At 71.4% G+C, this 23,461-nt stretch carries 27 protein-coding genes and 1 pseudogene; 16 read left to right on the forward strand and 12 right to left on the reverse strand.

Annotated elements, in window-relative coordinates:
- Positions 1-63: 63 nt before the first annotated feature.
- From AOQ53_RS00280 to AOQ53_RS00295, 4 genes are all read right to left on the reverse strand, one after another.
- Entirely contained in the window at positions 64-609 is a 546-nt protein-coding gene (locus tag AOQ53_RS00280; RefSeq protein ID WP_059413760.1) for a VanZ family protein, read from the reverse strand.
- A 114-nt stretch (positions 610-723) separates the two neighbouring features.
- Positions 724-1,386, reverse strand: a complete 663-nt coding sequence (locus tag AOQ53_RS00285; protein ID WP_059413762.1) for a DUF4230 domain-containing protein — start codon at positions 1,384-1,386, stop codon at positions 724-726.
- A 108-nt stretch (positions 1,387-1,494) separates the two neighbouring features.
- Entirely contained in the window at positions 1,495-1,875 is a 381-nt protein-coding gene (locus AOQ53_RS00290) for an anti-sigma factor antagonist (RefSeq protein WP_059413764.1), read from the reverse strand.
- A 206-nt stretch (positions 1,876-2,081) separates the two neighbouring features.
- A complete protein-coding gene (locus AOQ53_RS00295; RefSeq protein ID WP_059413766.1) occupies positions 2,082-2,519 on the reverse strand; it encodes a MarR family winged helix-turn-helix transcriptional regulator in 438 nt (145 codons plus the stop codon).
- A 103-nt stretch (positions 2,520-2,622) separates the two neighbouring features.
- Between AOQ53_RS00295 and AOQ53_RS00300 the strand changes: the two genes are divergently transcribed.
- Both AOQ53_RS00300 and AOQ53_RS00305 read left to right on the forward strand, forming a co-directional pair.
- Positions 2,623-4,077, forward strand: a complete 1,455-nt coding sequence (locus AOQ53_RS00300; RefSeq protein WP_059413768.1) for an aldehyde dehydrogenase family protein — start codon at positions 2,623-2,625, stop codon at positions 4,075-4,077.
- Positions 4,078-4,100: 23 nt separating this feature from the next.
- Positions 4,101-5,207: an NAD(P)-dependent alcohol dehydrogenase gene (locus AOQ53_RS00305; RefSeq protein ID WP_059413770.1), complete on the forward strand. Its 1,107-nt coding sequence runs from the start codon at positions 4,101-4,103 to the stop codon at positions 5,205-5,207.
- Between the two features lie 124 nt (positions 5,208-5,331).
- On the opposite strand, the gene AOQ53_RS00310 is transcribed toward AOQ53_RS00305, so the two are convergent.
- Positions 5,332-6,282 carry an NADP-dependent oxidoreductase gene (locus tag AOQ53_RS00310; protein ID WP_059413772.1) on the reverse strand — a complete coding sequence of 317 codons (951 nt, stop codon included), beginning with the start codon at positions 6,280-6,282 and terminating at the stop codon, positions 5,332-5,334.
- Positions 6,283-6,353: 71 nt separating this feature from the next.
- On the opposite strand from AOQ53_RS00310, the gene AOQ53_RS00315 reads away from it, so the two are divergent.
- The 6 genes from AOQ53_RS00315 to AOQ53_RS00340 all read left to right on the forward strand — a co-directional run bounded on the left by AOQ53_RS00315 (position 6,354) and on the right by AOQ53_RS00340 (position 11,891).
- Complete coding sequence (locus AOQ53_RS00315; protein WP_059413774.1) at positions 6,354-7,298, forward strand: GlxA family transcriptional regulator; 945 nt, start codon at positions 6,354-6,356, stop codon at positions 7,296-7,298.
- A 251-nt stretch (positions 7,299-7,549) separates the two neighbouring features.
- Positions 7,550-9,274: an ATP-binding protein gene (locus tag AOQ53_RS00320; protein WP_059413776.1), complete on the forward strand. Its 1,725-nt coding sequence runs from the start codon at positions 7,550-7,552 to the stop codon at positions 9,272-9,274.
- 5 nt (positions 9,275-9,279) lie between these two features.
- A complete protein-coding gene (locus AOQ53_RS00325; RefSeq protein WP_003994857.1) occupies positions 9,280-9,690 on the forward strand; it encodes a roadblock/LC7 domain-containing protein in 411 nt (136 codons plus the stop codon).
- On the forward strand, positions 9,687-10,058 hold the full coding sequence (locus tag AOQ53_RS00330) for a DUF742 domain-containing protein (protein ID WP_010040608.1): 372 nt from the start codon (positions 9,687-9,689) through the stop codon (positions 10,056-10,058). The genes AOQ53_RS00325 and AOQ53_RS00330 overlap by 4 nt, the downstream gene beginning before the upstream one ends.
- Positions 10,039-10,644, forward strand: a complete 606-nt coding sequence (locus AOQ53_RS00335; RefSeq protein ID WP_059413778.1) for a GTP-binding protein — start codon at positions 10,039-10,041, stop codon at positions 10,642-10,644. Before AOQ53_RS00330 ends, AOQ53_RS00335 begins: the two co-directional genes overlap by 20 nt.
- A complete protein-coding gene (locus AOQ53_RS00340) occupies positions 10,641-11,891 on the forward strand; it encodes a cytochrome P450 (protein ID WP_059413780.1) in 1,251 nt (416 codons plus the stop codon). Before AOQ53_RS00335 ends, AOQ53_RS00340 begins: the two co-directional genes overlap by 4 nt.
- Positions 11,892-12,148: 257 nt before the next feature.
- Here AOQ53_RS00340 and AOQ53_RS00345 read toward each other — a convergent pair whose 3' ends face one another.
- Positions 12,149-13,180, reverse strand: coding sequence for a 7-epi-alpha-eudesmol synthase (locus tag AOQ53_RS00345; RefSeq protein ID WP_059413783.1), 1,032 nt, complete (start codon positions 13,178-13,180; stop codon positions 12,149-12,151).
- 306 nt (positions 13,181-13,486) lie between these two features.
- On the opposite strand from AOQ53_RS00345, the gene AOQ53_RS00350 reads away from it, so the two are divergent.
- Complete coding sequence (locus tag AOQ53_RS00350) at positions 13,487-13,951, forward strand: pyridoxamine 5'-phosphate oxidase family protein (RefSeq protein ID WP_059413785.1); 465 nt, start codon at positions 13,487-13,489, stop codon at positions 13,949-13,951.
- Between the two features lie 78 nt (positions 13,952-14,029).
- Positions 14,030-14,422 carry a VOC family protein gene (locus tag AOQ53_RS00355; protein WP_059413787.1) on the forward strand — a complete coding sequence of 131 codons (393 nt, stop codon included), beginning with the start codon at positions 14,030-14,032 and terminating at the stop codon, positions 14,420-14,422.
- A 180-nt stretch (positions 14,423-14,602) separates the two neighbouring features.
- Here AOQ53_RS00355 and AOQ53_RS00360 read toward each other — a convergent pair whose 3' ends face one another.
- Positions 14,603-14,899 carry a DUF4235 domain-containing protein gene (locus AOQ53_RS00360; protein ID WP_059413789.1) on the reverse strand — a complete coding sequence of 99 codons (297 nt, stop codon included), beginning with the start codon at positions 14,897-14,899 and terminating at the stop codon, positions 14,603-14,605.
- A gap of 38 nt (positions 14,900-14,937) precedes the next feature.
- Positions 14,938-15,963 carry a glutathione S-transferase family protein gene (locus AOQ53_RS00365; protein ID WP_059413899.1) on the reverse strand — a complete coding sequence of 342 codons (1,026 nt, stop codon included), beginning with the start codon at positions 15,961-15,963 and terminating at the stop codon, positions 14,938-14,940.
- A gap of 160 nt (positions 15,964-16,123) precedes the next feature.
- Between AOQ53_RS00365 and AOQ53_RS00370 the strand changes: the two genes are divergently transcribed.
- Positions 16,124-17,044 (forward strand): cation diffusion facilitator family transporter, encoded by a 921-nt coding sequence (locus AOQ53_RS00370; RefSeq protein ID WP_059413791.1) that lies wholly within the window; start codon positions 16,124-16,126, stop codon positions 17,042-17,044.
- 302 nt (positions 17,045-17,346) lie between these two features.
- Here the strand turns inward: AOQ53_RS00370 and AOQ53_RS00375 are convergent, their stop codons facing one another.
- On the reverse strand, positions 17,347-17,796 hold the full coding sequence (locus AOQ53_RS00375) for a nitroreductase family deazaflavin-dependent oxidoreductase (RefSeq protein WP_059413793.1): 450 nt from the start codon (positions 17,794-17,796) through the stop codon (positions 17,347-17,349).
- 104 nt (positions 17,797-17,900) lie between these two features.
- Positions 17,901-18,533, reverse strand: coding sequence for a LysE family transporter (locus AOQ53_RS00380; protein WP_059413795.1), 633 nt, complete (start codon positions 18,531-18,533; stop codon positions 17,901-17,903).
- 351 nt (positions 18,534-18,884) lie between these two features.
- On the opposite strand from AOQ53_RS00380, the gene AOQ53_RS00385 reads away from it, so the two are divergent.
- Positions 18,885-20,081, forward strand: coding sequence for a cytochrome P450 (locus AOQ53_RS00385; protein WP_059413797.1), 1,197 nt, complete (start codon positions 18,885-18,887; stop codon positions 20,079-20,081).
- A gap of 12 nt (positions 20,082-20,093) precedes the next feature.
- Positions 20,094-20,294, forward strand: a complete 201-nt coding sequence (locus tag AOQ53_RS00390) for a ferredoxin (RefSeq protein ID WP_059413799.1) — start codon at positions 20,094-20,096, stop codon at positions 20,292-20,294.
- A gap of 7 nt (positions 20,295-20,301) precedes the next feature.
- Here the strand turns inward: AOQ53_RS00390 and AOQ53_RS00395 are convergent, their stop codons facing one another.
- Positions 20,302-20,853 carry a TetR/AcrR family transcriptional regulator gene (locus AOQ53_RS00395; RefSeq protein WP_059413801.1) on the reverse strand — a complete coding sequence of 184 codons (552 nt, stop codon included), beginning with the start codon at positions 20,851-20,853 and terminating at the stop codon, positions 20,302-20,304.
- Between the two features lie 95 nt (positions 20,854-20,948).
- Between AOQ53_RS00395 and AOQ53_RS00400 the strand changes: the two genes are divergently transcribed.
- The 3 genes and pseudogenes from AOQ53_RS00400 to AOQ53_RS00410 form a co-directional block, all read left to right on the forward strand.
- Entirely contained in the window at positions 20,949-21,407 is a 459-nt protein-coding gene (locus AOQ53_RS00400) for a nuclear transport factor 2 family protein (protein WP_059413803.1), read from the forward strand.
- A gap of 28 nt (positions 21,408-21,435) precedes the next feature.
- The gene (locus AOQ53_RS00405; RefSeq protein WP_059413804.1) at positions 21,436-21,972 is read left to right on the forward strand and encodes a flavoprotein; all 537 of its coding nucleotides are present in this window, start codon (positions 21,436-21,438) and stop codon (positions 21,970-21,972) included.
- A 40-nt stretch (positions 21,973-22,012) separates the two neighbouring features.
- Positions 22,013-22,455 (forward strand): annotated as a pseudogene (locus tag AOQ53_RS00410) (aldo/keto reductase); the annotation flags it as partial.
- A gap of 107 nt (positions 22,456-22,562) precedes the next feature.
- On the opposite strand, the gene AOQ53_RS00415 reads toward AOQ53_RS00410, so the two are convergent.
- Positions 22,563-23,402 (reverse strand): phytanoyl-CoA dioxygenase family protein, encoded by an 840-nt coding sequence (locus tag AOQ53_RS00415; protein WP_059413806.1) that lies wholly within the window; start codon positions 23,400-23,402, stop codon positions 22,563-22,565.
- Positions 23,403-23,461: the final 59 nt, after the last annotated feature.

Here is a 23,461-nt window from a genome sequence, read left to right on the forward strand (position 1 = left end):
CCGGCGCCTGCCCCACCTGCCACCGCGACATACCCACCCGCACACCGACCTGACCAAGCACTACTAGGCCCTGCCGGACGCCGGCTTCTTCCCCGCCCGGCCGCCGCGGGGCCTGCGCGCATGGACCGCGCGGCTCAGCCGGCGGCCCAGGAGCAGGTAACCGATCAGCGCGCCCGCGGTGTTCAGGATGACGTCGTCGATGTCGAAGGCGCGGCCGGTGACCAGCGCCCCCTGGGCGAACTCCACCAGCAGCATGACCACGGCGGTCAGCAGCAGCACGCGCAGGATGCCGCGGGTGCGCGGGGCGACGACGGGCACGAGGACGCCGAAGGGGATGCCCAGCAGGATGTTGCCGCCGATCTGCCGGACGGCGTCCCGCAGTTCCGGCTGGTCGAGATAGGCCTTCAGCGAGCGGCCCGGATGCAGATTGGTGTGGGTCAGCGCCTCCGACGCGGGCGAGGGCTGGAGGGTCAGCCGGGCCAGCACCACGGCGAAGGCCACCATGAACGCGAAGGCGCACAGCATCGCCAGCAGCCGGACGGGCAGCGGCAGCGGGCGTCGCTCACGGCCGGAGCCGGCCGTACGGACACGTGAGGCTGCACCGGCCATTCTGTCCTCCAGTCTTCAACATCTCTGGGTGCTAAGGCGGTTACCCACGGGCGCGCCGACGATGCCGCCGCGGACCGTTCCCGGCCGCGGTTTCCCCACGCGCCGCCGCTTCCCTCAGTTCCCGTACGAGACGCGTACCTCCTTGAATCCCAGAGAGCGCAGCAGGCCTTCGAGCATGCTCCTGGTGTTGGTCTCGGCGCGGGCGGTCAGCTCGCTCTCCTTCGCCGCGTCGCCGATGTGCCGTACCGCGAGTTTCTGCACGGCCTGTTCGCCGTTGGGATTGTCCGAGAAGAGGTCGCCGAGGCGGTCGAAGAGACCGCGCTGCTTGGAGACGGCGTAGGAACGGTCGGGGTCGAGGGCCGGCCGGCCCAGTTGCGCGTGGGGCAGCCGGAGCGTGGCGGACGTGCGGTCGCCGTTGACCTGTACGTCGTCGTCGCCGACCTTGCCCAGGTCGACGTAGGCGTCGACGGTGCCCGCACCGACGTACAGGGTGCGGGTGCCGCGGATCGCGTCGGGGAGGAACTTGGCGTCCTTCTCCAGGTCCACGACGACCTGGAAGTTGCCGGAGGCGGCGTCGTAACGGCTGAGGTCCTGGATGGACTTCAGCAGCGCGGGGCCGGACCGGTCCTGGGTCTCGGTGCCGAACAGGTCCTTCAGGCCCGGGACCACGCTCAGCCGGATCCCGGCGAAGAACACGACGAGCACCAGCACCAGCGCGCCCACCACCTTCGCCCAGCCGGGCACGCGCCTGGGGAGACGCTTGACGGGAGTCGTCATGCGACGGCCCTCCTTCCTACTGTCCGGATGCCCGCAACGGGCCTTGCCAGACCGGTCGGTTGAGGAGGGGAAGATGTCAGCGGAAGCACGGCAGGGCGCACTCGGGCTTCACACGGAGCCGGACGCCGCCTCCGGCTGCTCCAGGGCCGCGTCCAGCGTCGGCTGCGGGGGAAGCAGCCGGGACAGGCCGGTGATACGCAGGACGCGCAGCGTCAGCGGGTGGGCGCAGACGAGGAGCAGCTGCCCGTCCCGGTCGAGCACCCGGCTCCTGGCCCGGTACAGCAGCCGCAGGCCCGAGCAGTCGAAGAACTCGATCCGGCTGAGGTCGATCACGACCCGGGCGGCGCGGCGGTTCGTCTCCCGGTCCAGGTGCGGGGCGATCTCCGTGGCCGCGGCGAGGTCGATCTCGCCACGGAACTCCAGCACCGTGTGCCCCCGTTCCTGTCGGACGCGCAGATGCCGGGTGAGCGGTGCAGGTTCCTGCCGCACGACGAGATCGCCTCCAGCCTGCTCCGTGCGTGGGGAGGGGCCGCGGTCATCAGAACCGTTCCCCGCCCTGCAAGTTACCCCCCAACGAGTGAATTTGAGCATGTTCGATTGACATATGTCTCTGAATTACGGCCGAGTTGGCCGAGGTTCGCGCGGGGGTGTGCGCGGGCGTGAGAGCGGGTGTGCTCCCCGGCGTGCGTCCCGGGCTACGACAGGGCGTGCCAGGCCTTGATGAGAGCCTGGCGGAACTGCTCGGTCTGGTGCGCCGTGAGGTCGCGCACCATCCGCTCCTCCAGCTCCCGGACGGGCCCGGCGTGCCGTGCCAGCAGCTCCCGGCCGGCGTCGGTGAGCAGGAGCAGCAGCTCGCGGCGGTTGCGGGGATTGCGCTCCCGGCGCACCAGCCCGCGGCCCTCCAGGGAGCGGACGAGGTCGGCGATGGACTGCGCGGTGACGAAGGAGTCCCGCGCCAGCTGGGCCGCCGACAGTCCGTCGTGTCGCTCCAGCACGGTCAGCGCGGTGTACTGGAGAGCGGTGATCCCGGAGGGTCTGACCAGCTCGTCCAGGTGGGAGCGCACGACGAGCTCCACCTGCTTGACCATGTAGAGCAGGGAAGGGGGTGCCTTGGTCACCTGTGCGTCGAGCATGGATGCAGGCTAGAGCATTGACAGGAAACCTGTCTGTAAAGAGACTGCGAATCAACAGGAATCCTGTTTGTTGAAATCTTGGCGACGACGCTGAGGAGCGGCGATGACCACCTTCGAGAGGGACCCCGGACAGCTGTTCATCGGAGGCCAGTGGTGCGAGGCCGCCGACGGGGCGCGCACCGAGGTGGTCGACCCGTCCCGGGGCACGGTCGTCACCACCGTCGCGGAGGCGGGCCCGGCCGACGTCGACGCGGCCGTACGGGCCGCCCGCGAGACCTACGACGCCGGAGCCTGGTCCGGTCTGAGCGGCCGCGAGCGGGGCCGGGTGCTGCACCGCGTCGCCCAGCTGATCCGCGAGAACGCCGACGAGATCGCCGCACTGGAGAGCCTCGACGTCGGCAAGCCGATCACACTGTGCGGCGCGGTCGACGTGACGAACGCGGCCAACGACTACGAGTACTTCGCCAACCTCGCGCAGAGCCAGGACGGCGCCCTGCGCGACACCCCCATGAACGCCCTCGCCTACACCAAGCGCGAACCGCTCGGCGTGGTCGCCGCGATCACCCCGTTCAACTTCCCGCTGATCCTCGCCGGCAGCAAGCTCGGCCCGGCGCTGGCGGCCGGCAACACCGTCGTCCACAAGCCCGCCGACGAGACCCCGCTGAGCGCCCTGTACATGGCCCGGCTCTTCCAGGAGGCGGGTGTGCCCGACGGCGTGGTCAACGTCGTGACCGGCAGCGGGCCGGTGGCCGGCGAGGCGCTGCTGCGCCACCGCGGTGTCGACAAGGTCGCCTTCACCGGCTCCACCGCGATCGGCCGGCACGTGGCGAGCGTCGCCGGCGAGGCCCTCAAGCCCGTCACCATGGAGCTCGGCGGGAACGCGGCCCACCTCGTCTTCGAGGACGCCGACCTGGAGAAGGCGGTGGGCGCGGTCATCAAGGGCTTCGTCTTCAACACCGGCCAGTTCTGCATGGGCGGGCCGCGCCTGCTGGTGGCCCGCTCGGTGTACCCGACGCTGCTCGGCATCCTCGCCGAGGCCGTACCCGGGGTGCCGATCGGCGACCCGCGCGACCCGGCCACGGTCATCGGCCCGATGGCGGCCGAAAAGCACCTGAAGAAAGTCGAGGAATACGTCGCCCTGGCCCGCAAGGAGGGCGCCCGGATCGTCTGCGGCGGCGAACGGCTCGACCTGGACGGCGGCTACTACTACCGGCCGACCGTCATCGCCGACCTGTCGAACGACTCCCGCGTGATCCAGGAGGAGATCTTCGGCCCGGTGCTCACCGTGCAGCCCTTCGACGACGAGGACGAGGCCGTCGCCCTCGCCAACTCCACCCCCTACGGCCTGGCCTCGGGCATCCAGACCACCAGCCTCGCCCGCGCGCACCGGGTCGCCGACCGGCTCCAGGCCGGCATCGTCTGGGTCAACGACTGGGCGATGCTCGACCCCGCGGTGCCCTTCGGCGGCGTGAAGGACTCCGGCTACGGCCGCGAGTACGGGCCCGAGGCCCTCGCCGGTTACACGAAGGTCAAGTCCGTCGTCGTCTCGCTCGACTGAGACACCGTCAAGGAGCTCTCACGATGCCCACCACCACCCGTGCCGCGGTCGTCGAGTCCGGCGGCGCGCCCTTCACCCTCTCCGACGTCGTCCTCGACGAACCCGGCCCGCACGAGGCGCTGGTCCGCATGGTCGCCACCGGCCTGTGCCACACCGACCTCGGTGTGGCGAGCGGCGGACTGCCCTTCCCGCTGCCCGGGGTCCTCGGCCACGAGGGAGCGGGCGTCGTCGAGGCCGTCGGCTCGGCCGTCACCGGCGTGGCGCCCGGCGACCACGTCCTGCTCTCCTTCACCTCCTGCGGCGACTGCCGCAACTGCCGCGGCGGGCACCCCGCGTACTGCGCGACCTGGCTGCCGCTGAACCTGCTCGGCGGCAGCCGGGCCGACGGCACGAGCACCATCAGCCGCGGGGGAGAGGCCCTGGGTGGGCACTTCTTCGGCCAGTCCTCCTTCGCCGAGCGGGCGCTGGCCGACGAGCGCAGCCTCGTCAAGGTCGACCCGGACGTGCCGCTGGAGTCCATCGCCCCGCTGGGCTGCGGCGTGCAGACCGGCGTGGGTGCCGTCTGGAACGTCCTGAAGCCGGACACGGGCAGCACGGTCGTCGTCCTGGGCGCCGGAGCGGTAGGCCTGTCGGCCGTGATGGCGGCGGCCCTCGCCCCGGCCACGCGGATCGTCGCCGTCGACCGGGTCGCCGAACGCCTTTCCCTGGCGACGGAGCTGGGCGCCACGCACACCGTCGACACGAGCCGGGGGGATCTGGCCGAAGCGCTCGCCGGCATCACGGGTGGCCAGGGCGCGGACGGTGTCGTGGAGACCACGGGCAACGTCGGCGTCCTGCGCCAGGGCGTCGACGCGCTCGCCGCCCGCGGCACTCTGGTCGTGGTCGGCGCCCCGCCCTTCGGTACCGAGGTCGCCCTGGACGTCAACGGCCTGCTCGGCGGCAAGCGGATCGTCGGCCTCACCCTCGGCGACAGCGAGACCCAGACCGTGATCCCCGCCCTGGTCCGCCTGGTGAAGGACGGCCGGCTCCCGTTGCACCGCCTGATCAGCACGTATCCCTTCAGGGACATCGACCGGGCGGTCCAGGACATGAGGTCGGGCAAGACGATCAAGCCGGTCCTGACGTTCTGACGCGGCCGGCTGCCCCGCTGGTCCGGTTGTGATCGACGGGGCCGGATGGCTGGTGCGGGTTGTGGACGGCCGCCGGGCGGGATCTGGTTGTCCGCCCCATCCCCCTCACCAGCCGCCCGTCGGCTCAGTCGTTCACCAGCACCAGCTTCCCCGTGGTCCGGCCCGTGTCGCCCGAGGCGTGCGCCTCCGCGGCGGCGGCCAGCGGGAAGGTCCCGGCGATCGTGGGGCGGAGCCTGCCCGTCCCGGCGAGTTCCGCGATCGTCTCCATGCCGTTGCGGTCGGCGTCGACCAGCATCCGGACCGCTCGCACACCGAGCCGCTCGGCCTCCTTGTAGAAGTCGTCCGAGCCCGCCGGCAGGATCGACACCACGACCCCGCCCGGGCGCAGCACGCGCAGCGAGCGCAGGGAGTTGTCGCCGCCGATCGTGTCCAGGACGACGTCGACGTCCTTCACGGCCTCGGTGAAGTCCGTCTCCCGGTAGTCCACCGCCTCGTCCACGCCGATCTCCCGCAGGAACGCGTGCTTGCCCGCGCTCGCGGTGCCGATCACGTGGGCGCCGCGCGCCTTCGCGACCTGCACCGCCACATGCCCGACCCCGCCCGCCGCGGCGTGGATCAGCACCCGCTGCCCGGACTTCAGGTCCGCGTGCTCGACGAGCGCCTGCCACGCGGTCAGCGACACCAGCGGGAGCGCACCCGCCTGGACGTGGTCGATCCCGGCCGGCTTGCGCGCGAGGGCGCGGACCGGAGCGATCACGTACTCGGCGTGCGAGCCGTGCCCGAACGGATACGGCAGCATGCCGAAGACTTCGTCACCGGGCGCGAACGCCGCGACGCCGATGCCGACCGCCTCCACCACCCCGGAGACGTCCCAGCCGAGGACGAAGGGCGGATCGCCCAGGAAACCGCCCGTGGCGCGGTGCTTCCAGTCGGTCGGGTTGACCCCGGCGGCCCGCACCCGGACCAGCACCTCGTTCGGCCGGGGTTCCGGACGCTCGATTTCCACTTCCTTGAGGACCTCGGGACCGCCGAGGACGTCCTGGCTGATGGCTCGCATCGTGTTCTGTGTGCTCATGGTGTCCCAGCGTGCCGTGCCGCGCCCGGCCCGCCAATGGCAGGAATGCCAACCTTCGATAGGATCGTGCCATGCGACGTGAGCGAGTGGTGGTTCTGGCCCTGGACGGCGTGTACCCGTTCGAACTGGGCATCCCCAGCCGGATCCTCGGTGCGGCCGACGGCCGGTACGAGGTCCTGACCTGCTCGGTCGACGGCCGTCCGGTGCGCACCGACGCGGACTTCGGCGTCACCGTGGAGCACGGCCCGGAGGCGCTCGCCACGGCCGGCACGGTGGTGATCGCGCCCGTCGCGCCCGCCTGCCTGACCGACGAGGTGCCTGGCGACGTCCTGGCCGCGCTCGCGCTCATCCGCCCCGGGGCGCGCGTCGTGTCCATCTGCACCGGCGCCTTCGTCCTCGCCGCCGCCGGGCTTCTCGACGGACGCAGGGCGACCACCCACTGGCAGGTCGCCGACCGGTTCCGGCGCATGTTCCCGCACGTCGACCTCGACCCGGACGTGCTGTTCGTCGACGACCACCCGTTCCTCACCTCCGCCGGAGCCGCCTCCGGCGTGGACATCTGCCTGCACCTGGTCCGCAAGGACCACGGCAGCCGGCTGGCCAACACCGTCGCCCGCCGCTGCGTGGTCCCGCCGTTCCGGGACGGCGGCCAGGCCCAGTACATCGAACAGCCCGTCCCCGAACAGGGCGCCGCGAGCACCGCGGCCACCCGCTCCTGGGCCCTGGAGCGCCTCGGCGAACCGCTCACCCTGGCCGACCTCGCCGCCCACGCCCGGATGAGCCTGCGCACCTTCGCCCGCCGTTTCCACGACGAAGTGGGCCTCAGTCCCGGCCGCTGGCTGATTCAGCAGCGCGTGGCCCGGGCCCGGCACCTGCTGGAATCCAGCCACCTGACGGTGGATCAGATCGCTGGCCGGGTCGGCTTCGCGACCGGCGCCTCCCTGCGCCAGCACCTGAATGCGGCCATCGGGGTCACGCCGCAGGCCTACCGCCGCACGTTCCAGACCGCTCGCTGACTCGGGCGCGCCCCCGGTGGCCGCCCAACTGGGCAAGCAACAAAGCCATTTACCGACCTGTTTCTTTCTGTCGGAGCGTGACCGGAACCCTCGCGTCGGGTGGGGGATGAGGTTGATCCTTGCGGGTCCAAACCCGATAAGGTTCCCATCAGCGCTGCGAGTTGAGGCGATCGCGTCCTGTCGACTCGCAGTGCGTACTCATGAGTGCGGTCCACACCCCCCGTTCGATCGTGTTGCTTCGAAGGATGCAGATGGAACTCGCCACTCCGCCACCGGCGGCGCGGGCCCCTGTCGCCTGGTACAGCTGGTGGTTGATGCCGCTGGGCTTGGGAGGCGGGACGGTTGCCGCCACGTTCATGAGCTCGGAGCGACTAGCCACGGCCGTCGCCGGTGTCGCGGCGACGGCGGCCGGTGCCGTGTGCGTGCGCCTGCTGCTGCGCACCCGGGCCCAACTGCACCGGGCGGAGGGTTCCTTCCGCACCACGCAGGCCGAGCACAACCAGCAGTGGCAGCATCACGTGGCGGGCCTGGAACGGAAGTTCTCCGCCGAGCGCGCCACCCTGGAGTCCCAGCTCACCGAGCAGAACGCGGCCTGCGAACGGCGTCTCGCCGACCAGAGCGCCACGTACGAGTCGCAGCTCGCCGACCAGTCCCGGGCATACGAGGAACGGCTGACCGAGCAGGCCAGGTCCTACGAGGCCCAGCTCGCCGACCAGGCCGAGGTCTGGCAGGAGCAGCTGTCCCACCAGCTCGCGGCGGTCGCCCGGCTCGCCGACGAGCAACTGCCCGACGCGATGGAGAAGCTGCGCTCCGGCGAGGCCATCGACGACGTCCTGCCGACCGTCAACCAGTGTGCGAAGGTCAGCGCCGACCTCCAGGCGGAACTGCGCAAGCTGCTGCGCACCGCCCTGATCGGCCTGGAGGCGGAGTTCGACCGCTCCACCTCCGCCGAGCAGGCCGTGATCAGCATCGGCAACCGCATCCACGTGCTGACCAGCAAGCTCCGTGGCCGGCTGCACGAGATGCAGGGCGAGCACGGCAGGCTCCCGGCCGTCGCTCGCGGTCTGATGGAGCTCGACCAGGAACTCGGCCCCGCCGACTCGCTCGCCGCGAGCATCGGTGTGCTCGGCGGCTCGGACCGTCCGGGACGCCAGTGGCAGGAACCGCAGCGGCTGCTGAGCGTGGTGCGCGGCGGAATCGGCCGGATCAAGGACTTCCACCGCGTCCAGGTGCGCCACCTGCCCGAACTCGGCGTCGACGGCGGCCTGGTGGACCACCTCACGCTGATCTTCGCCCACCTCCTGGACAACGCGGCCCGCTACTCGCCGCCCAGCGAGCCGGTGCTCATCTCCGGCAAGGAGGTCCCCAACGGCGTCGGCATCGAGATCCAGGACTCCGGCAAGGGCCTGAGCGAGGAGAAGAAGCGCGAGGCCGAGCACGCCCTCGCGGGCACCGCGCCCGGCGCGGGCCTCGGCGGCATCACCGAGGACGCGAGCATCGGTCTGCGCGTCGTCGGCGCCCTCGCCCGCCGCTACGGCATCCGTGTCACGTTCGCGGACTCGCCGTGGCTCGGCACCTCCGTGGTGGTCGTGGTTCCGCACAAGTACTTCAGCCCGCTGCCCGCGGCGTCGACCACTCAGGCCGCGCCCGCCCCTGAGGCCCGCCCCGCCGCGCCCGCCCCGGCCCGCGAGACGGTCGACGCACCGGCACCGGCCGCGGAGTCCGAGGCCGTGGAGACCACACCCGGCGGACTGCCCCGGCGCCGCAGCAAGCGGAACGAGACGGACGGGCCCAGGCGGGCCGAGCGGAGCGACCGGAGCACGGCCGTCTCCGCCGTCCCGCCGGACGCCTCCTTCTCCGGTCTCGCGGCCTTCGCCACCGCCTGCGACGCCGCGAAGGCGTCCCAGGCGGCCGACGACCGCGACACCACCGCAGGCCGCGAGTTCACAGAGCACCGCACCCAAGAGAGCGACTAGTCCTCATGACGCAGCAAGGAACAGATGTGAGCTGGGCGCTCCGCGATCTCGTCGAGAGCATCCAGGAGATCCGTTTCGCCCTGGTGGCCTCCAGCGACGGCAAGGCCATCACCTCCTACGGCGCCGAAGACCCCGACGACGTCGACCGCTTCGCCGCCGTGGTGGCCGGCCTCCAGGCGCTGGCCCAGCCGGTCGCCGAGCAGTTCCCCAAGTACGCCGGGCAGTTGCGCCTCGCGATGATCGAGGTCGACGGCGGGCACCTCTTCGTCGTACGGGCCGGTGTGGAGACGTACCTCGGGGTCCTCGCCAGGGAGGGCCTCGACCAGGGCCTGCTCGGGCACCAGATGAGGGACCTGGCCCGCAGGATGGGTGAGCTTCTCGGCACCACTCCGCGCCTGGAGGAGCACTCTGGATGAGTGCTCCCCGCAGGCCGTCCGACCCGTCCGGTCTCGAGCGCTACTACGTCCTCACCGGAGGACGCAGCGGACCGGGCGGTTCGGCGTCGAGCCTCGACGTGGCGACCCTCGTCGTCGCCCGCGCCGCCCCGTTACCGGGCATGCAGCACGAGCACGAGGAGATCCTCCGCCGCTGCCGCGATCCGCTGTCGGTCGCCGAACTCGGCGCCCACCTCGGGCTGCCCTTCAACATTCTCGCCGTGCTGCTGTCGGACCTGCTGGACGCAGGTCGTGTAGAAGCCCGTGATCCCATCCCGGCACACGACGCCGGCCGCGGGCCCGACCTCGCGCTCCTTGAGGAGGTACTCAGTGGACTTGAAAGGCTTTGACCAACCCGGAGGGCGGGCGGCCGGGGACACCCGCTCGGTGAAGGTGATGATCGCCGGCGGGTTCGGCACCGGGAAGACCACCATGGTCCGGTCGGTCAGCGACATCAAGCCGCTCACCACCGAGGAGACCCTCACCCAGGCCAGCGCCGACGTCGACGATCTCATCGGTGTCGCCGACAAGACGCAGACCACCGTCAGCCTGGACTTCGGCAAGATCGGCATCAACGAGAGCCTGGTGCTCTACCTGTTCGGCACGCCGGGCCAGGAGCGGTTCTGGTTCCTGTGGAACGGGCTGTTCAAGGGGGCGCTCGGCGCGATCGTCCTGGTGGACACGCGCCGCCTGGAATCCAGTTTCCGGGCGATCGAGGAGATGGAGCGGCAGAAAGTCCCGTTCGTCGTCGCGCTGAACGTCTTCCCCGACTCCCGGAACTACCCCGTCGAGGAGATCAGGGACGCCCTGGACATCCCCGAGCACACTCCGGTCGTGGCCTTCGACGCGCGCGACCGGGCCTCCAGCCGTGACGTCCTCGTCGCCCTCATCCACCACCTGAAGGAACGCTCGGCCGTGGCCCTGGAGCCCCGATGAACGATCAGAACGAAAACGGCCTCCAGGCCATGCGAGGCTGCCCCGTAGCCCACCACGGGACCGACCTGACCCGGCTGTACGGGCCGGAGGCCGCGACCGACCCGGTGGGCATCTACGAGCGGCTGCGCAAGGAACACGGCTCCGTCGCGCCGGTCCTGCTCGAAGGCGACGTGCCCGCCTGGCTCGTCCTCGGCTACCGCGACAACCGGCGGGTGCTCGACAACCCCCGCCAGTTCAGCCGGGACGCGCGCATCTGGCGGGACTGGGCGGAGGGGCGTGTGGACGAGACCTCGCCGCTGATCCCGATGATCGGCTGGCGGCCCGACTGCGTGTCCCAGGACGGCGAGCCGCACCGCAGGCTGCGGTCCGCCGTCACCGACGGACTCCAGGCCGCCGCGGTCCGGGGCATCCGGCGCCACGCGACCCACTTCGCGAACAAGCAGATCAACGCGTTCGCGGGCACCGGACGCGCCGACCTCGTGGCGGACTACGCCGAGTACCTGCCGATGCTCGTCCTGTCTCGCATCCTCGGGCTGCCCGAGGCGGAGGGGCGCGACCTGGTGGAGTCCTGTGCCCAGGTCCTCAAGGGCGGTGAGGACGCCCTCGCGCACAACGACCGCATCATGGCGATCCTCGGAGAACTGGCCGAGCGCAAGCGGGCCGAACCCGGTGGTGACTTCACCACCGCGCTGCTGGGGCACGCGGCCGGCCTCGACGAGGAGGAGGTGGTCAGCCATCTGCGTCTGGTGCTGATCGCCGCGCACACCACGACCAGCAACCTGCTGGCCCGGGTCCTCCAGCTGGTCCTCACCGACACCTCCCGGCTCTCCGGGCTGATCAGCGGGCAGCTGAACATCTCGGCCGTGGTGGAGGAGGTCATGTGGAACAGCCCCCCGCTGGCTGTGCTGCCGGGCCGGTTCGCCGCCGGCGACCTGGAACTCGGCGGCCACCAGATCCAGGAGGGCGACCTGCTGATCCTGGGCCTCGCGGCGGGCAACGTCGACCCCGAGATCCGGCCGGACACCGGCGTCTCGGTCCACGGCAACCAGGCCCATCTGGCGTTCAGTTCCGGCCCGCACGAGTGCCCCGGGCAGAGCATCGGCCAGTCCATCATCGAGATCGCCGTGGACGTGCTGCTGCACCGCCTGCCGGGCCTGACCCTGGCGGTGCCCCCGGAGGAGCTCACCTCGACCGCCTCCACGTGGGAGTCACGGCTGGACAGCCTGCCGGTCGAGTTCCCCGTCTAGGGTCTGTCGTTCGGATCAGGTCGCAGGGAATCGACGGCATCCTGTCACGCCGGTGAGCGGGGCCAAGTGCGTGCAGCTGCAAGGCGGAGGAGGGAGTCGACGCGATGGGGGTCCCCCTGCTCGGGCGGAGCCGAGAGCCCGGGGGAGCCCCGACGACAACGCCGCAGATGCGCGTGCCAGGCCCCGCTCACCAACCTCTCCGAACAGCGCACCTAGCGGGGTGCCCGGCCGGACACCGGCCGGGCACCGCCCCGTCGTCACACGGTCAGCAGGTCGTCCACCGAGCCCCGCCCGGCCAGTTCGGCCGTCGCCACGGGGCCCTCCTTCGCCGCCGCGTAGCGGCCGCTGGTCAGCGCCCACTCGTAGTTGCCGTTGATCCAGTGCTGGATGGCCTCGACCCCCATCCGCACCCGGTCCCGCTCCGCCTCGTCGAGCCGCAGCTCGTCGCACATCTGCGGGACCCGCGCCTGGAGTTCGAGGTACTCGTCGAGACGGGCGATCGTCATCCGGTACGCCTCGTCGGTGGCCTCCTGCCAGGAGCAGCCCCGCTCCCGGCGCAGCACGGCGATGAGGTTGTGGCCGTCGCCGCGCCGTTTCTCCCGCTCGAAGGAGTGGATGTCGTTCATGAACCCGATGGTGTCCGCGGCCAGATCACGCATCCGCTCCATCACCGGATGCCCCATCACCTGAGCCGGCACCTCGAAGCCGCGGCTGCGCTCGCCCGCGTCGATGCTGTGGTGGATGCCGACCGTGCGACGCCGGAACTCGGCGTACTCGTCGAGCCCCAGCGTGCCCTCCAATCCCCGGGCCGCCAGGTCTACCTCCTCGCAGTGCGCGACCAGGAACCGCCCCCACGAGGCGGCGAAACGCGTCTGCCATGTCAGGGACATGTCACGCGAGAGGTGGTTCCACACCTCCGCCCAGGCGAGGGTGATCGGACAGGCCACACGGGGAGGACTGCCGGCCGGCCGCAGGGGAGTGACGATCAGTTCCCGTGCGACCTCCGCTATGCGGTCGGCGCGGTCCGGCTGACTGGCGTCGAACTGGTCGTCGAAGAGGAAGGCCAGTGAGAACCAGTTCATCAGGACGACCATGTCGTCCGCCGACGCGTGCGGATAGGTGCGGGCGGCCGCCTGGGGCAGGTCCCAGGACTTGTACTCCTCGAACCCCTCCCGGCTGCGGACCAGGCGCATCTCCCACACCCAGCGCAGATGACGTGCCCGGGCGTACTCCAGATGCTCGCTGACCGGGGTGTCGAAGGGGAGATCGAACCGGACGTCCTGAGGCATGTGCTTCCTTTCGGGAGACGGACCGCAGAGCCCCCCACCCCTGCGAGCGGACGGTGTCGTGACCGTCCGCACACTCGAACTCTTCTTCGCAGTACGAAAGTTGAACCGAGAAGCGGTACGAGACTGCCCAAGGCGTGAATGGGCCATTCGGTGACCCTGCCGTGATCTCCGTTACTGCCCGAACCGCTTGAGCTGCGTATACTCCCTCGCCCTCACCCGGCATCGGCTTGTCCGCCGGGCCTCCGCAGCCTCGGAACGTCACACTGTTAAGCGTCCGTTGACGACGCTTCAGGAGGATTGCCGACGATGACGTCCGAACCCGCACGCAGCGCTGAGCAGCGCACGAAGGACACCCTGCACCGTCTGGAGCACGACGTGGACGCCTGGGTCGCCACGGCCGACAGCGCGTCAGGGACGCCGTACCTCGTCCCGCTGTCCTTTCTCTGGAACGGCTCATACCTGCTCTTCGCCACACCCGCGTCGAGCCCCACCGGCCGGAATCTGGCCGCGAGCGGCCGGGCCCGCGTCGGAATCGGGCCGACTCGTGACGTCGTGCTCGTCGAGGGCACCGTCGAGACCGTCCAACCCGGCGAGCTGACCGAGCAGGACGCCGAACTCTTCGCCGCCAAGACCGGGTTCGACCCCCGCCGGCTGGCCACGCCGTACCTCTACTTCCGCGTCGTGCCGCAGCGGGTGCAGGCCTGGCGGGAGGCCGACGAACTGGACGGCCGCGAACTCATGTGCGACGGACGGTGGTTGACGGCCGACTGAATCGGCCGGACCGGGATAACCGCTAGGTACAGGGCCGCGGGGCACGACGCCCCGCGGCCGGAATCCTGCGGAGGAGACATGGCACTGGTGAAAGCGGGTGTCCTGGTGCTCGACTGTGCCGAGCCCGAGAAGCTCGCCGTGTTCTACAAGGAGCTGCTGGAAGGGGAAGAGGCGGACGCGACCGCCAACCGGGTGGAGATCAAGAGCGCGGACGGCTTCCGTGTCGCCCTGCGCCGGGACGTCAACGCGACACCGCCCAGCTGGCCCCGCCCCGAGAACTCCCTCCAGGCCCACCTGGAGTTCGTGGTGGACGACCTCGACGCGGTGGAACGCCGGGTCATCTCCCTCGGCGGCCGCCCCCTGGAGGCCAAGGAGGCCTCGGGCCCCCTGGAGGAGCGCGGCTACGCCGACCCGGCAGGCCACTCCTTCGTCCTGCGCCGCACCCCACCGACCGCACCCAAACAGGGCTGACCGGAGGCGGCGGGCCGGCTGCCGGCTGTGCTGCTGTGATCTCCGTACGGGCAACGAACAAGGCCGACAGCTGACGGACGCGGTGTGCGGCGGCCCCTCAGGCCGGCGCCCATCCGGCCGCTTCCCGCGCCGCGAGGCGGCCCCGCCCCGCCGCACCGGCGGGGCGGGGCCGCCTCGTTCTCAGTCGCGGCCGCCCTTCTCCCCGGCCGGCCACGTGCCGGTGGAACGCTCGATGGCCTTGGCGCCCGCGCGGTCCACGGCGCTGCGCACCACGGCGAAGATGGCGCCCTGGACCGCGGCGGCCAGCAGGATCTCGCCCCAGCCGCGGTCCTTGTCCAGCGCGTCGGGCGCGTCCTCCTCATGCCGGATCGCCATCCACGTCTTGCGGAAGGCCAGCCCGGCCAGCCAGCCGCCCGACCAGCCCAGCACGAACCCGAGGGGCTGGTAGGCGAAGGGAAGCTTCTTCTTCTTTGCCACGTGAATCTCCTTGAACGGTGAGGGTGGGTGGAAAGTGGTCAGGGTGTGCCCGCGGCCGGGACCCGCTCCTCGGCGCGGACCGGCCCGGGCGGCGTGCCGTCACCGAACGGCCGGCCGCCCAGTTCCTCGCGGTGGTGCGGGGTCAGCCACCCGGACAGGTCAGGGCCCAGCGGCACGACGCGGGTCGGGTTGATGCCCGTGTGCACCTGGTAGTAGTGGCGCTTGATGTGGTCGAAGTCGACGGTGTCGCCGAACCCGGGCGTCTGATAGAGGTCCCGGACGTAGCCCCACAGCACCCGGTTCTCCGTCAGCTTCCAGCGGTTGCACTTGAAGTGGCCGTGGTAGACCGCGTCGAAGCGGACCAGCGTGGTGAACAGCCGGATGTCCGCCTCGGTGATGGTGTCGCCGACGAGGTACCGCTGCCGCTCCAGCCGCTCCGCGAGCAGCTCCAGCCGCCGGAACACGCCCGCGCAGGCGATCTCGTACTCCTCCTGCTCGGTGGCGAAACCCGCCCGGTACACGCCGTTGTTGACGTCCTCGTAGACGTCCGCCATCACCTCGTCGATCTCGTCGCGCAGCTTCCGCGGATACAGGTCGGGCGCGCCCTCCCGGTGCAGGGCCGTCCACTCGGTCGCGAGGTCGAGCGTGATCTGCTGGTAGTCGTTGGTGACCAGCTTCCCGCTGGGCACGTCCACCATCGCGGGCACGCTGACACCGCCGGGGTAGTCCGTCTCCCGGCGGTCGTACGCCTCACTCAGATAGCGGATGCCGAGGACCGGGTCGCGGCCGTCCTCGTCCAGCGTGAAGCGCCAGCTGCGGTCGTCCTGGATCGGGTCGGCGACGGCCAGGGACAGCGCGTCCTCCAGACCGAGCAGCCGCCGGGAGACCAGCGACCGGCTCGCCCACGGGCAGGCTCGGCTGACGGCCAGACGGTAGCGGCCGGCCTCCACCGGCCAGCCGTCCCGGCCGTCGGCTGTGATCCGGTCCGTGAAATGCGCCTTGGACCGTTTGAACGACCTCCTTCCGTAGGCGCTGTTGCCGTCGTCGCCGTCGTCGCGGCTCATGGGGATGACCTCCTTCGGCATACGTGTGGCCTGCTTGTCGTGCGTGTGTCCTGGTGAACGCGTTCCCGTTTTTCCGCCGACGGCACGGTGTGAGCACCGCCGACCGGGGCAATCGGCGTGGGTGAGTGAAGAAGGATCTGATCGGAGGACACGCGTCACCGTGCTGGTGGCGCTCGCTGCCAATCTCGTGATCGCGGCGGCGAAGGCGGTGGGCGGCCTGGCCGCGGGATCACCGGCGCTGCTGTCGGAGGCGGCCCACTCGGTGGCCGACAGCATGAACGAGGTGTTCTTGCTGGCGGCACTGCGCCGCAGCCGCCGCCCCGCCGACCGGCGTCACCCCTTCGGTTACGGCAAGGAGCGGTTCTTCTGGTCGCTCCTCGCGGCCGTCGGGATCTTCGTCATGGGCGGGTGCTTCTCCTTCTTCCAGGGCATCGAGGCCCTGGCGAGCGGAGGGGAGGAGAAACTCGGCGGCTATGTAGCCGGTCTGATCGTGCTCGGGATCGCCCTCCTCGCGGAGGGCGCCTCTCTGCTGCGCGCGCTGTACCAGGTGCGCCGGCAGGGCGGCACGGTCGCCGGGCTGCGCGACCCCGCCCTGCGCACGGTCGTCGCCGAGGACGGCACCGCGGTGCTCGGCGTCACGCTGGCCATCGCCGGTATGGCGCTGCACATGGTCACGGGCCAGGTGGTGTGGGAGGCGTCCGCCTCCCTGGCGATCGGCGCGCTGCTGGTCTACGTCGCCTACCGGCTGGGCCGTGACGCCCGCGACCAGCTGATCGGCGAGGCGGCCGACCGGGAGGCGAGCGGGCGGATCCGGGAGTTGCTGCGGGCACAGCCGGAGATCGACAGCGTGGAGGCGCTGTTCACCATGAAGACGGGCCTCGACTCCGCCCTCGTGGCCGCCCGCGTCGACCTCGTGCCCGGCCTGGACAGCGAGCGCGTCGAGGACGTCGCCGTCCGCATCAAGCGTTCCATCGCCCGAACGGTCCCCGAGGCCGACCAGATATTCCTCGACGTCACCGACCGTCGCGCGCGGGAGGCAGCAGAAAGCCCCGCCGCGACGGGGGAACGCGGCGGGGCCTGACCCTCGCGTGCCCCGTCGCGGACGGTTCATGCAACGCCCCGGAGAAGTTTTTCGCCGACCACCCCGGACAGGGTGGTCGGCTTCTCCGGCCCGCTCCGGGTGGTCGTCGTTCCGGGCGGGCCCCGAGGGAGCGACTACGGGGCGCGTCCGGCGTCCCGGACGCCGGCCGGACGGGCGGGGACCGCTTCGCCCCCTGCGGCCGGAGACATGGCGCCTGGGCGGCGGACCGATGCCGGCCTGCCCGAAGGGCTGACTTCCGCCCGGCCGGAATCCCCCGGGGCGTGTCCGAAGCCCCCGTGGACTCACCCGCCGTCAGTCGGCTCCAGCACGAACACCGGTATCTCCCGGTCCGTCTTCTTCTGGTAGTCGGCGTAGGCCGGATACGCCGCGACGGCGCGGTCCCACCACTCGGCCTTCTCCTGGCCCGTGACCTCACGGGCGGTCATGTCCTGCTTGACCGGACCGTCCTGGAGCTCCACGTGCGGATCGGCCTTGATGTTGAAGTACCAGACCGGGTGCTTGGGTGAGCCACCGAGCGAGGCGACCGCGGCGTAACGCCCCTCGTGCTCCACCCGCATCAGCGGTGTCTTGCGCAGCTTGCCGCTCCTGACACCCCGTGAGGTCAGGACGACCACCGGCATCTTCGAGCCCTGGAGCGTCGTCCCCTCCGTGCCGCCGGAGCTCTCGTACAGTTCCACCTGCTTGCGCACCCACTGCGTCGGGCTGGGTTCGTACTCGCCCTCGAGAGGCATGGCATCCGTCCCATCGTCGCGTCACGGCTGACTGGCACCCGCCTTCAACACCGGCAGCCCCGCGAATCATCCGTACCGCGCCACATCCCGGCCGGCCGGGCACCTCACCCCGGCGCCAGCGCCATCCGCACGGCCAGGACCGTCATGACCCCGCTCGCCACCAGCGCCGTCCCCAGCCGGCCCCGGTGACCGGTCAGCGCCCGCCCCAGCAGGGCTCCGCTCCCGGCGAGCAGCACCTGCCAGCTCGCGGAGGCGGTGAAGGCGGCGAGCACGAAGACGCCCTGCTCCAGCGGGCCGGCCGGGCCCGTCGCCTGGGAGCCGAGCACGAGCGCCGCGAAGTAGATCACGGTGGTGGGGTTGAGCAGGGTGATGCCGAGCAGCCCCAGGTAGGCCCGGGCGGGACCCGGGGGAGCGGGGGCTGTCCGCGTGGCGAGCCGGTGGCCGCGGTACTCGCGCACGGCGGTGACCGCGCCCCACGTCGCCAGCGCGAGCAGCACCAGGACACAGACCCACCGCAGCGGCCCGAGCACCGGCCGCAGCACACCGGCCAGGGCCGTTCCCCCGAGCGTGGCCGCGAGGGCGTACAGCCCGTCGGCCGTCGCGACGCCGAGCGCGGCGCAGACACCGGTGCGCAGGGACGTGCGGGCGGTGAGGGAGACCAGGTACGTCCCGACCGCGCCGACGGGGACGGCGATGCCGTACCCGGCGAGCAGCCCCGCGACGAGCGCGGCCGTCATGACCGCGGAGGTGTCGGCTCTCCACGGCGGCCGGACCGCTGCTGTAGGCGCGCGGCAGGAGCGGCGGCGGACAGCGGAAGAAGGACGGCGAACATAGGCATGGCTGGATCCTGGGGCCTGTCCCGTCCTGTCGGCAACCGGTTTTCGAACCGGCACCGCCGCACCTCGGCTTCCCGCAAGGGTCAAGCCCTGGCACCCGGTTCCCGACGCCCGGCGTTCGAAGTGGAAGACGGCATTCCTCGGTCATGTTGCACAGCGGGCGCCGATCTGGCCGAACTTCGCGTCGTCCTATAGGTGCCCCGGGCATCTAATGAGAATCGGCATGACGCACACTTCGTCTGCGAGGTCTTCATGACGGAAACGACCGCACCCGTCGCCTTCCCCCAGAGCCGGACCTGCCCCTATCAGCCGCCCGCCGCCTACGATCCGCTGCGCGGCGAGCGCCCCCTGACCCGTATCACCCTCTTCGACGGCCGTGAGGCGTGGCTGGTCAGCGGGCACGCGACCGCCCGCGCGCTGCTCGCCGACCCGCGCCTTTCCTCCAACCGCAGCCGTCCCGGCTTCCCCGCCCCGACCCGGCGGTTCGCCGGGCTCAAGAACCGCAGAACGGCCCTGCTGGGCGTCGACGATCCCGAGCACCGCACCCAGCGGCGGATGGTGGTCGGCGACTTCACCCTCAAACGGGCCGTCGAACTCCGGCCACGGATCCAGCAGATCGTCGACGAGCGGCTCGACGCGATGATCGCCCAGGGCCGGCCCGCGGACCTGGTGAACACCTTCGCGCTGCCCGTGCCGTCCATGGTGATCTGCGCCCTGCTCGGCGTCCCGTACGCCGACCACGACTTCTTCGAGACCCAGTCACGACGGCTGCTGCGCGGCCCGGAGGCCGCCGACGTGGAGGACGCCCGCGACCGGCTGGAGGCGTACTTCGGCGAGCTGATCGACCGCAAGCGGCAGGACCCCGGCACCGGCCTGCTGGACGACCTGGTCCACCGGCAGCTGCGCGACGGCGCGCTCGACCGCGAGGGCCTGACCGCCCTGGCGCTCATCCTGCTGGTCGCGGGCCACGAGACGACCGCCAACATGATCTCGCTCGGCACCTACACCCTGCTCCAGCACCCCGAGCGGCTCGCCGAGTTGCGCGCCGACCCGGGCCTGCTGCCGGCCGCGGTCGAGGAGCTGATGCGGATGCTGTCGATCGCCGACGGCCTGCTGCGCCTGGCCGTCGAGGACATCGAGGTGGCCGGGACGACGATCCGCAAGGGTGACGGCGTGGTCTTCGCGACCTCCGTCATCAACCGGGACGAGACGGTCTACCCCGACCCGGACACGCTCGACTGGAACCGCCCGGCCCGGCACCACGTGGCCTTCGGCTTCGGCATCCACCAGTGCCTCGGCCAGAACCTCGCCCGCGCCGAACTGGAGATCGCCCTGCACACCCTCTTCGACCGGCTGCCCACGCTGCGCCTGGCCGCTCCCGCCGGGGAGATCCCCTTCAAACCGGGCGACACGATCCAGGGGATGCTGGAACTCCCGGTGACCTGGTAAGAAGCTTCCGCCATGAACATCGACATCGACAAGGACGTCTGCATCGGCGCGGGCCAGTGTGCCCTGACCGCCCCGGACGTGTTCACCCAGGACGACGACGGCTACGGTGCCCTGCTGCCCGGCCGGGAGGACGGCAGCGGCAGTCCGCTGGTACGGGAGGCGGCCCGGGCCTGCCCGGTGAGCGCCATCACCGTCTCCGAGACGGTGGGCTGACACCGGATCACGCGGCCTCCAGGAGCAGCCGGGCCGCCTCCCGCGCCTCGGCCGCGGGCTCGGCGCTCCTGGTGACACCCGCCGTGACCATGGCACCCTCGGCGAGCAGGAACAGCTGCCCGGCCAGCGCGCCGGGCAGCCCCGCCGCGTCGACCAGTGAGGTGAGGTAGTCCCGGAAGGCCCGCTTGTGCGCGCGCACCTGGCCGGCCACGCGCGCGGACGTCGCGCCGAGCTCCCCGTACGCGTTGATCCACGCACAGCCCCGGAAGTCCGGCTCGCCGAACCACCGGCCCAGCCAGTCGAACACGGCCAGGATCCGCTCCCGCGGCTCCCCGTACTGCTCGACGTACCCGGCCAGTTGCCCGCGCCAGCGCGCGTCACGCCGCTCCAGATACGCCTCCACCAGCTGCTCCTTCGCAGGGAACAGCTGGTAGAGCCGCTTGAGCGAGACCCCGGACGTGCCGCGGACGTCGTCCATGCCGATGGACTGCACACCTCGCCCGTAGAACAGTTCCTCGGCGGCGTCCAGCGCCCGCTCCCGGGCCACTGCGCTGTCCATGCACGACCACTCCTTGACGCGAGAACGAGCGTTCTCCTATCGTAGCAGCCGCTGTGGAGAACGCTCGTTCTCTACAGCCGATCAGAGGAGGACCCATGACCGAGCGCCCGCCGCTGCCGCCCTACACCCGGGACACCGCAGCGCAGAAGGTCCAGGCCGCCGAGGACGCCTGGAACACCCGCGATCCGCACAAGGTCGCCCTCGCCTACTCGGAGGACTCCGTCTGGCGCAACCGCGACGTCTTCGTCACCGGCCGCACCGAGATCGCCGAGTTCCTGACCCGGAAGTGGGAGCGCGAGCAGGAGTACGCGCTGCGCAAGGACCTGTGGGCCTTCGACGGAAACCGCATCGCCGTCCGCTTCCAGTACGAGTGCCGGGACACCGACGGCCGGTGGTGGCGCTCCTACGGCAACGAACTGTGGGAGTTCGACGAGCGCGGTCTGATGACCCGCCGCGAGGCGAGCATCAACGACGTACCGATCGAGGAGCGGGAGCGCCGCATCTTCGGCCCACGGCCGGAGCCGGAGCGCGGAGCCACGTTCCCCGTCCGGTGAACCCGGGGGAGTCACTAGGGTTTCCGGGATGACCGAACAGTCCACCCGGAAGCCCTTCCTCTACGTCGTCGTCTGCGCCGCCGGTATAGCCGCGGACGTCAGCAAACTGATCACCGCCGCGCAGGAGCGCGACTGGGAGGTCGGTGTCATCGCGACGCCCGTCGCCATGAACGGCTTCTTCGACACCGCGGCCGTCGAGGCACAGACGGGCCGCCCGATCCGGTCCGCCTGGCGCACGCCGGGTGAGCCGCGCCCGTTCCCGGCGCCCGACGCCGTGGTCGTCGCGCCCGCCACCTTCAACACCGTCAACAAGTGGGCGGCCGGCATCGCCGACACCCTCGCCCTGGGCACCCTGTGCGAGGTCGCGGGGCTCGGTGTGCCGATCGCCGTCCTGCCGTGCGTGGCCGACGCGCTGGCCTTCCACCCCGCCTACCGGGACAGTCTCGAACGGCTGCGCGGGATGGGCGTGCGGTTCGGGCAGCCGTACACCGGAGAGCCGGACGAGGACGGCGGACGGCCGGAGTTCGTCTGGGAAGGGGCGCTGGACCTGGTCGAACGCGGCTGACGGTCAGTCGCAGCCGACCGTGGGCCCCTCCGTCCGGCTGAACGGCTGGACCCGCTTCGTCTCCGTGCAGAACCGCTGCAACCTCTCTCTACCGCGAGGAGAAGCGCGAGACGCTGCCCTGTGCGCGGACCAGGGTGTCGGCGTGCTGCCCTGGAGCCCGCACGCCCGCGGCCGCGTCACCCGCGACTGGGACACCACGACCGAGCGCAGCGCCACCGCCTCCTTCGGCAGCAGCCTGTACCAGGAGGGCGACCGCACCATCGTCGAGGCGGTCACCCGCATCGCCGGGGAGCGGGGGTGCCTCGTGCCCAGGTCGCCCTCGCCTGGCTGCTCCACCAGGACGCGGTGACCGCGCCGATCCTCGGAGCGTCGAAGCCCGGGCACATTTAGGACGCGGTGGCCGCCGTGGAACTCCAACTGAGCGGCAAGGAGCTGGAGGAACTGGAGCGGCCCCGCACGCCGCATCCGATCGCCGGTCACTGAAGTCGTCCCACAGGGGCGCGGGGCTGTATCAATGTGCGCCTCCGCCGCGTGGGCGCGACCAGCCGCAACGGCCCCGCGGACGGACTGTCGCCTTTCCCGCGGAGCGCTCAGTGGGGCCCCTGCGGCGCGAACTCCGTCCCGCAGGGCCCCGCCCCCTCGCTCTCCGGCAGCTCCACCCTCGCCCCGTTCATCGTCAACGTCCGGTAGAACCCCCCGATCCGCTCCGCCGACCGCCCCACGTAATGCCCGATGAACGACCGCCGGAACCGATCCACCGCACGGTTCGGCTGCGACCCGTGCACCAGGCTGCCGTTGAAGAACAGGACATCCCCCGGCTCCATGTCCACCGGCACCGGCGCCAATCCGGGCGGCGGCGGAACGTACTCCCGGGCGAAGGACACCCCCGCATCCGCCTCCTCCGGGCAGAACAGGTCCATCCGGTGTGTGCCCGGCACGACCTCCAGCCCGCCGTTCTCCCGGTCGATCACCTCGCAGGCCAGCCAGGCCGCCACGCAGGTGCCCGGCTCCACCCGCAGATAGAAGTTGTCCTGGTGCAGCGCCTGTCCCCGGGCTCCCGGCGGCTTGAAGTAGAACATGCTCTGCGCGGCCAGGACCTCCTCGCCGAGGAGCACCTCCAGAACCGTGCGCAGCCGGGCGTCCAGCAGGACGTCGCGAGCGAGGTCGTTGATCTCGTGGGGGTGCATCACCCGGGGCCAGATGTGCAGCGGGTCGGCGCCCGGCCCGGCCGCGCGCGGCTCGAAGTGCCCGGGCACCGGGCCGGCCGCACGCAGCGCCGAGAACTCGTCGCACAGCCGCTCGGTCTCGTCGGCCCCGAAGAGCCCGCGCACGACCGTGAAACCGTCCTCCTCGAAACGCTCCCGGTGCCGCCGGAGCGCGGCAGGGTCCAGAATGGGTGCGCCGGCGGCGCCATTGCCCGTGACTGTCATGAGCGCACTCCTCGGTCAGGTGTCCCCGGCTCGACACGCTAGGCCACCGAGCCACCGAG

The sequence above is a fragment of the Streptomyces azureus genome (assembly GCF_001270025.1).
Taxonomy (GTDB): Bacteria; Actinomycetota; Actinomycetes; order Streptomycetales; family Streptomycetaceae; genus Streptomyces; species Streptomyces azureus.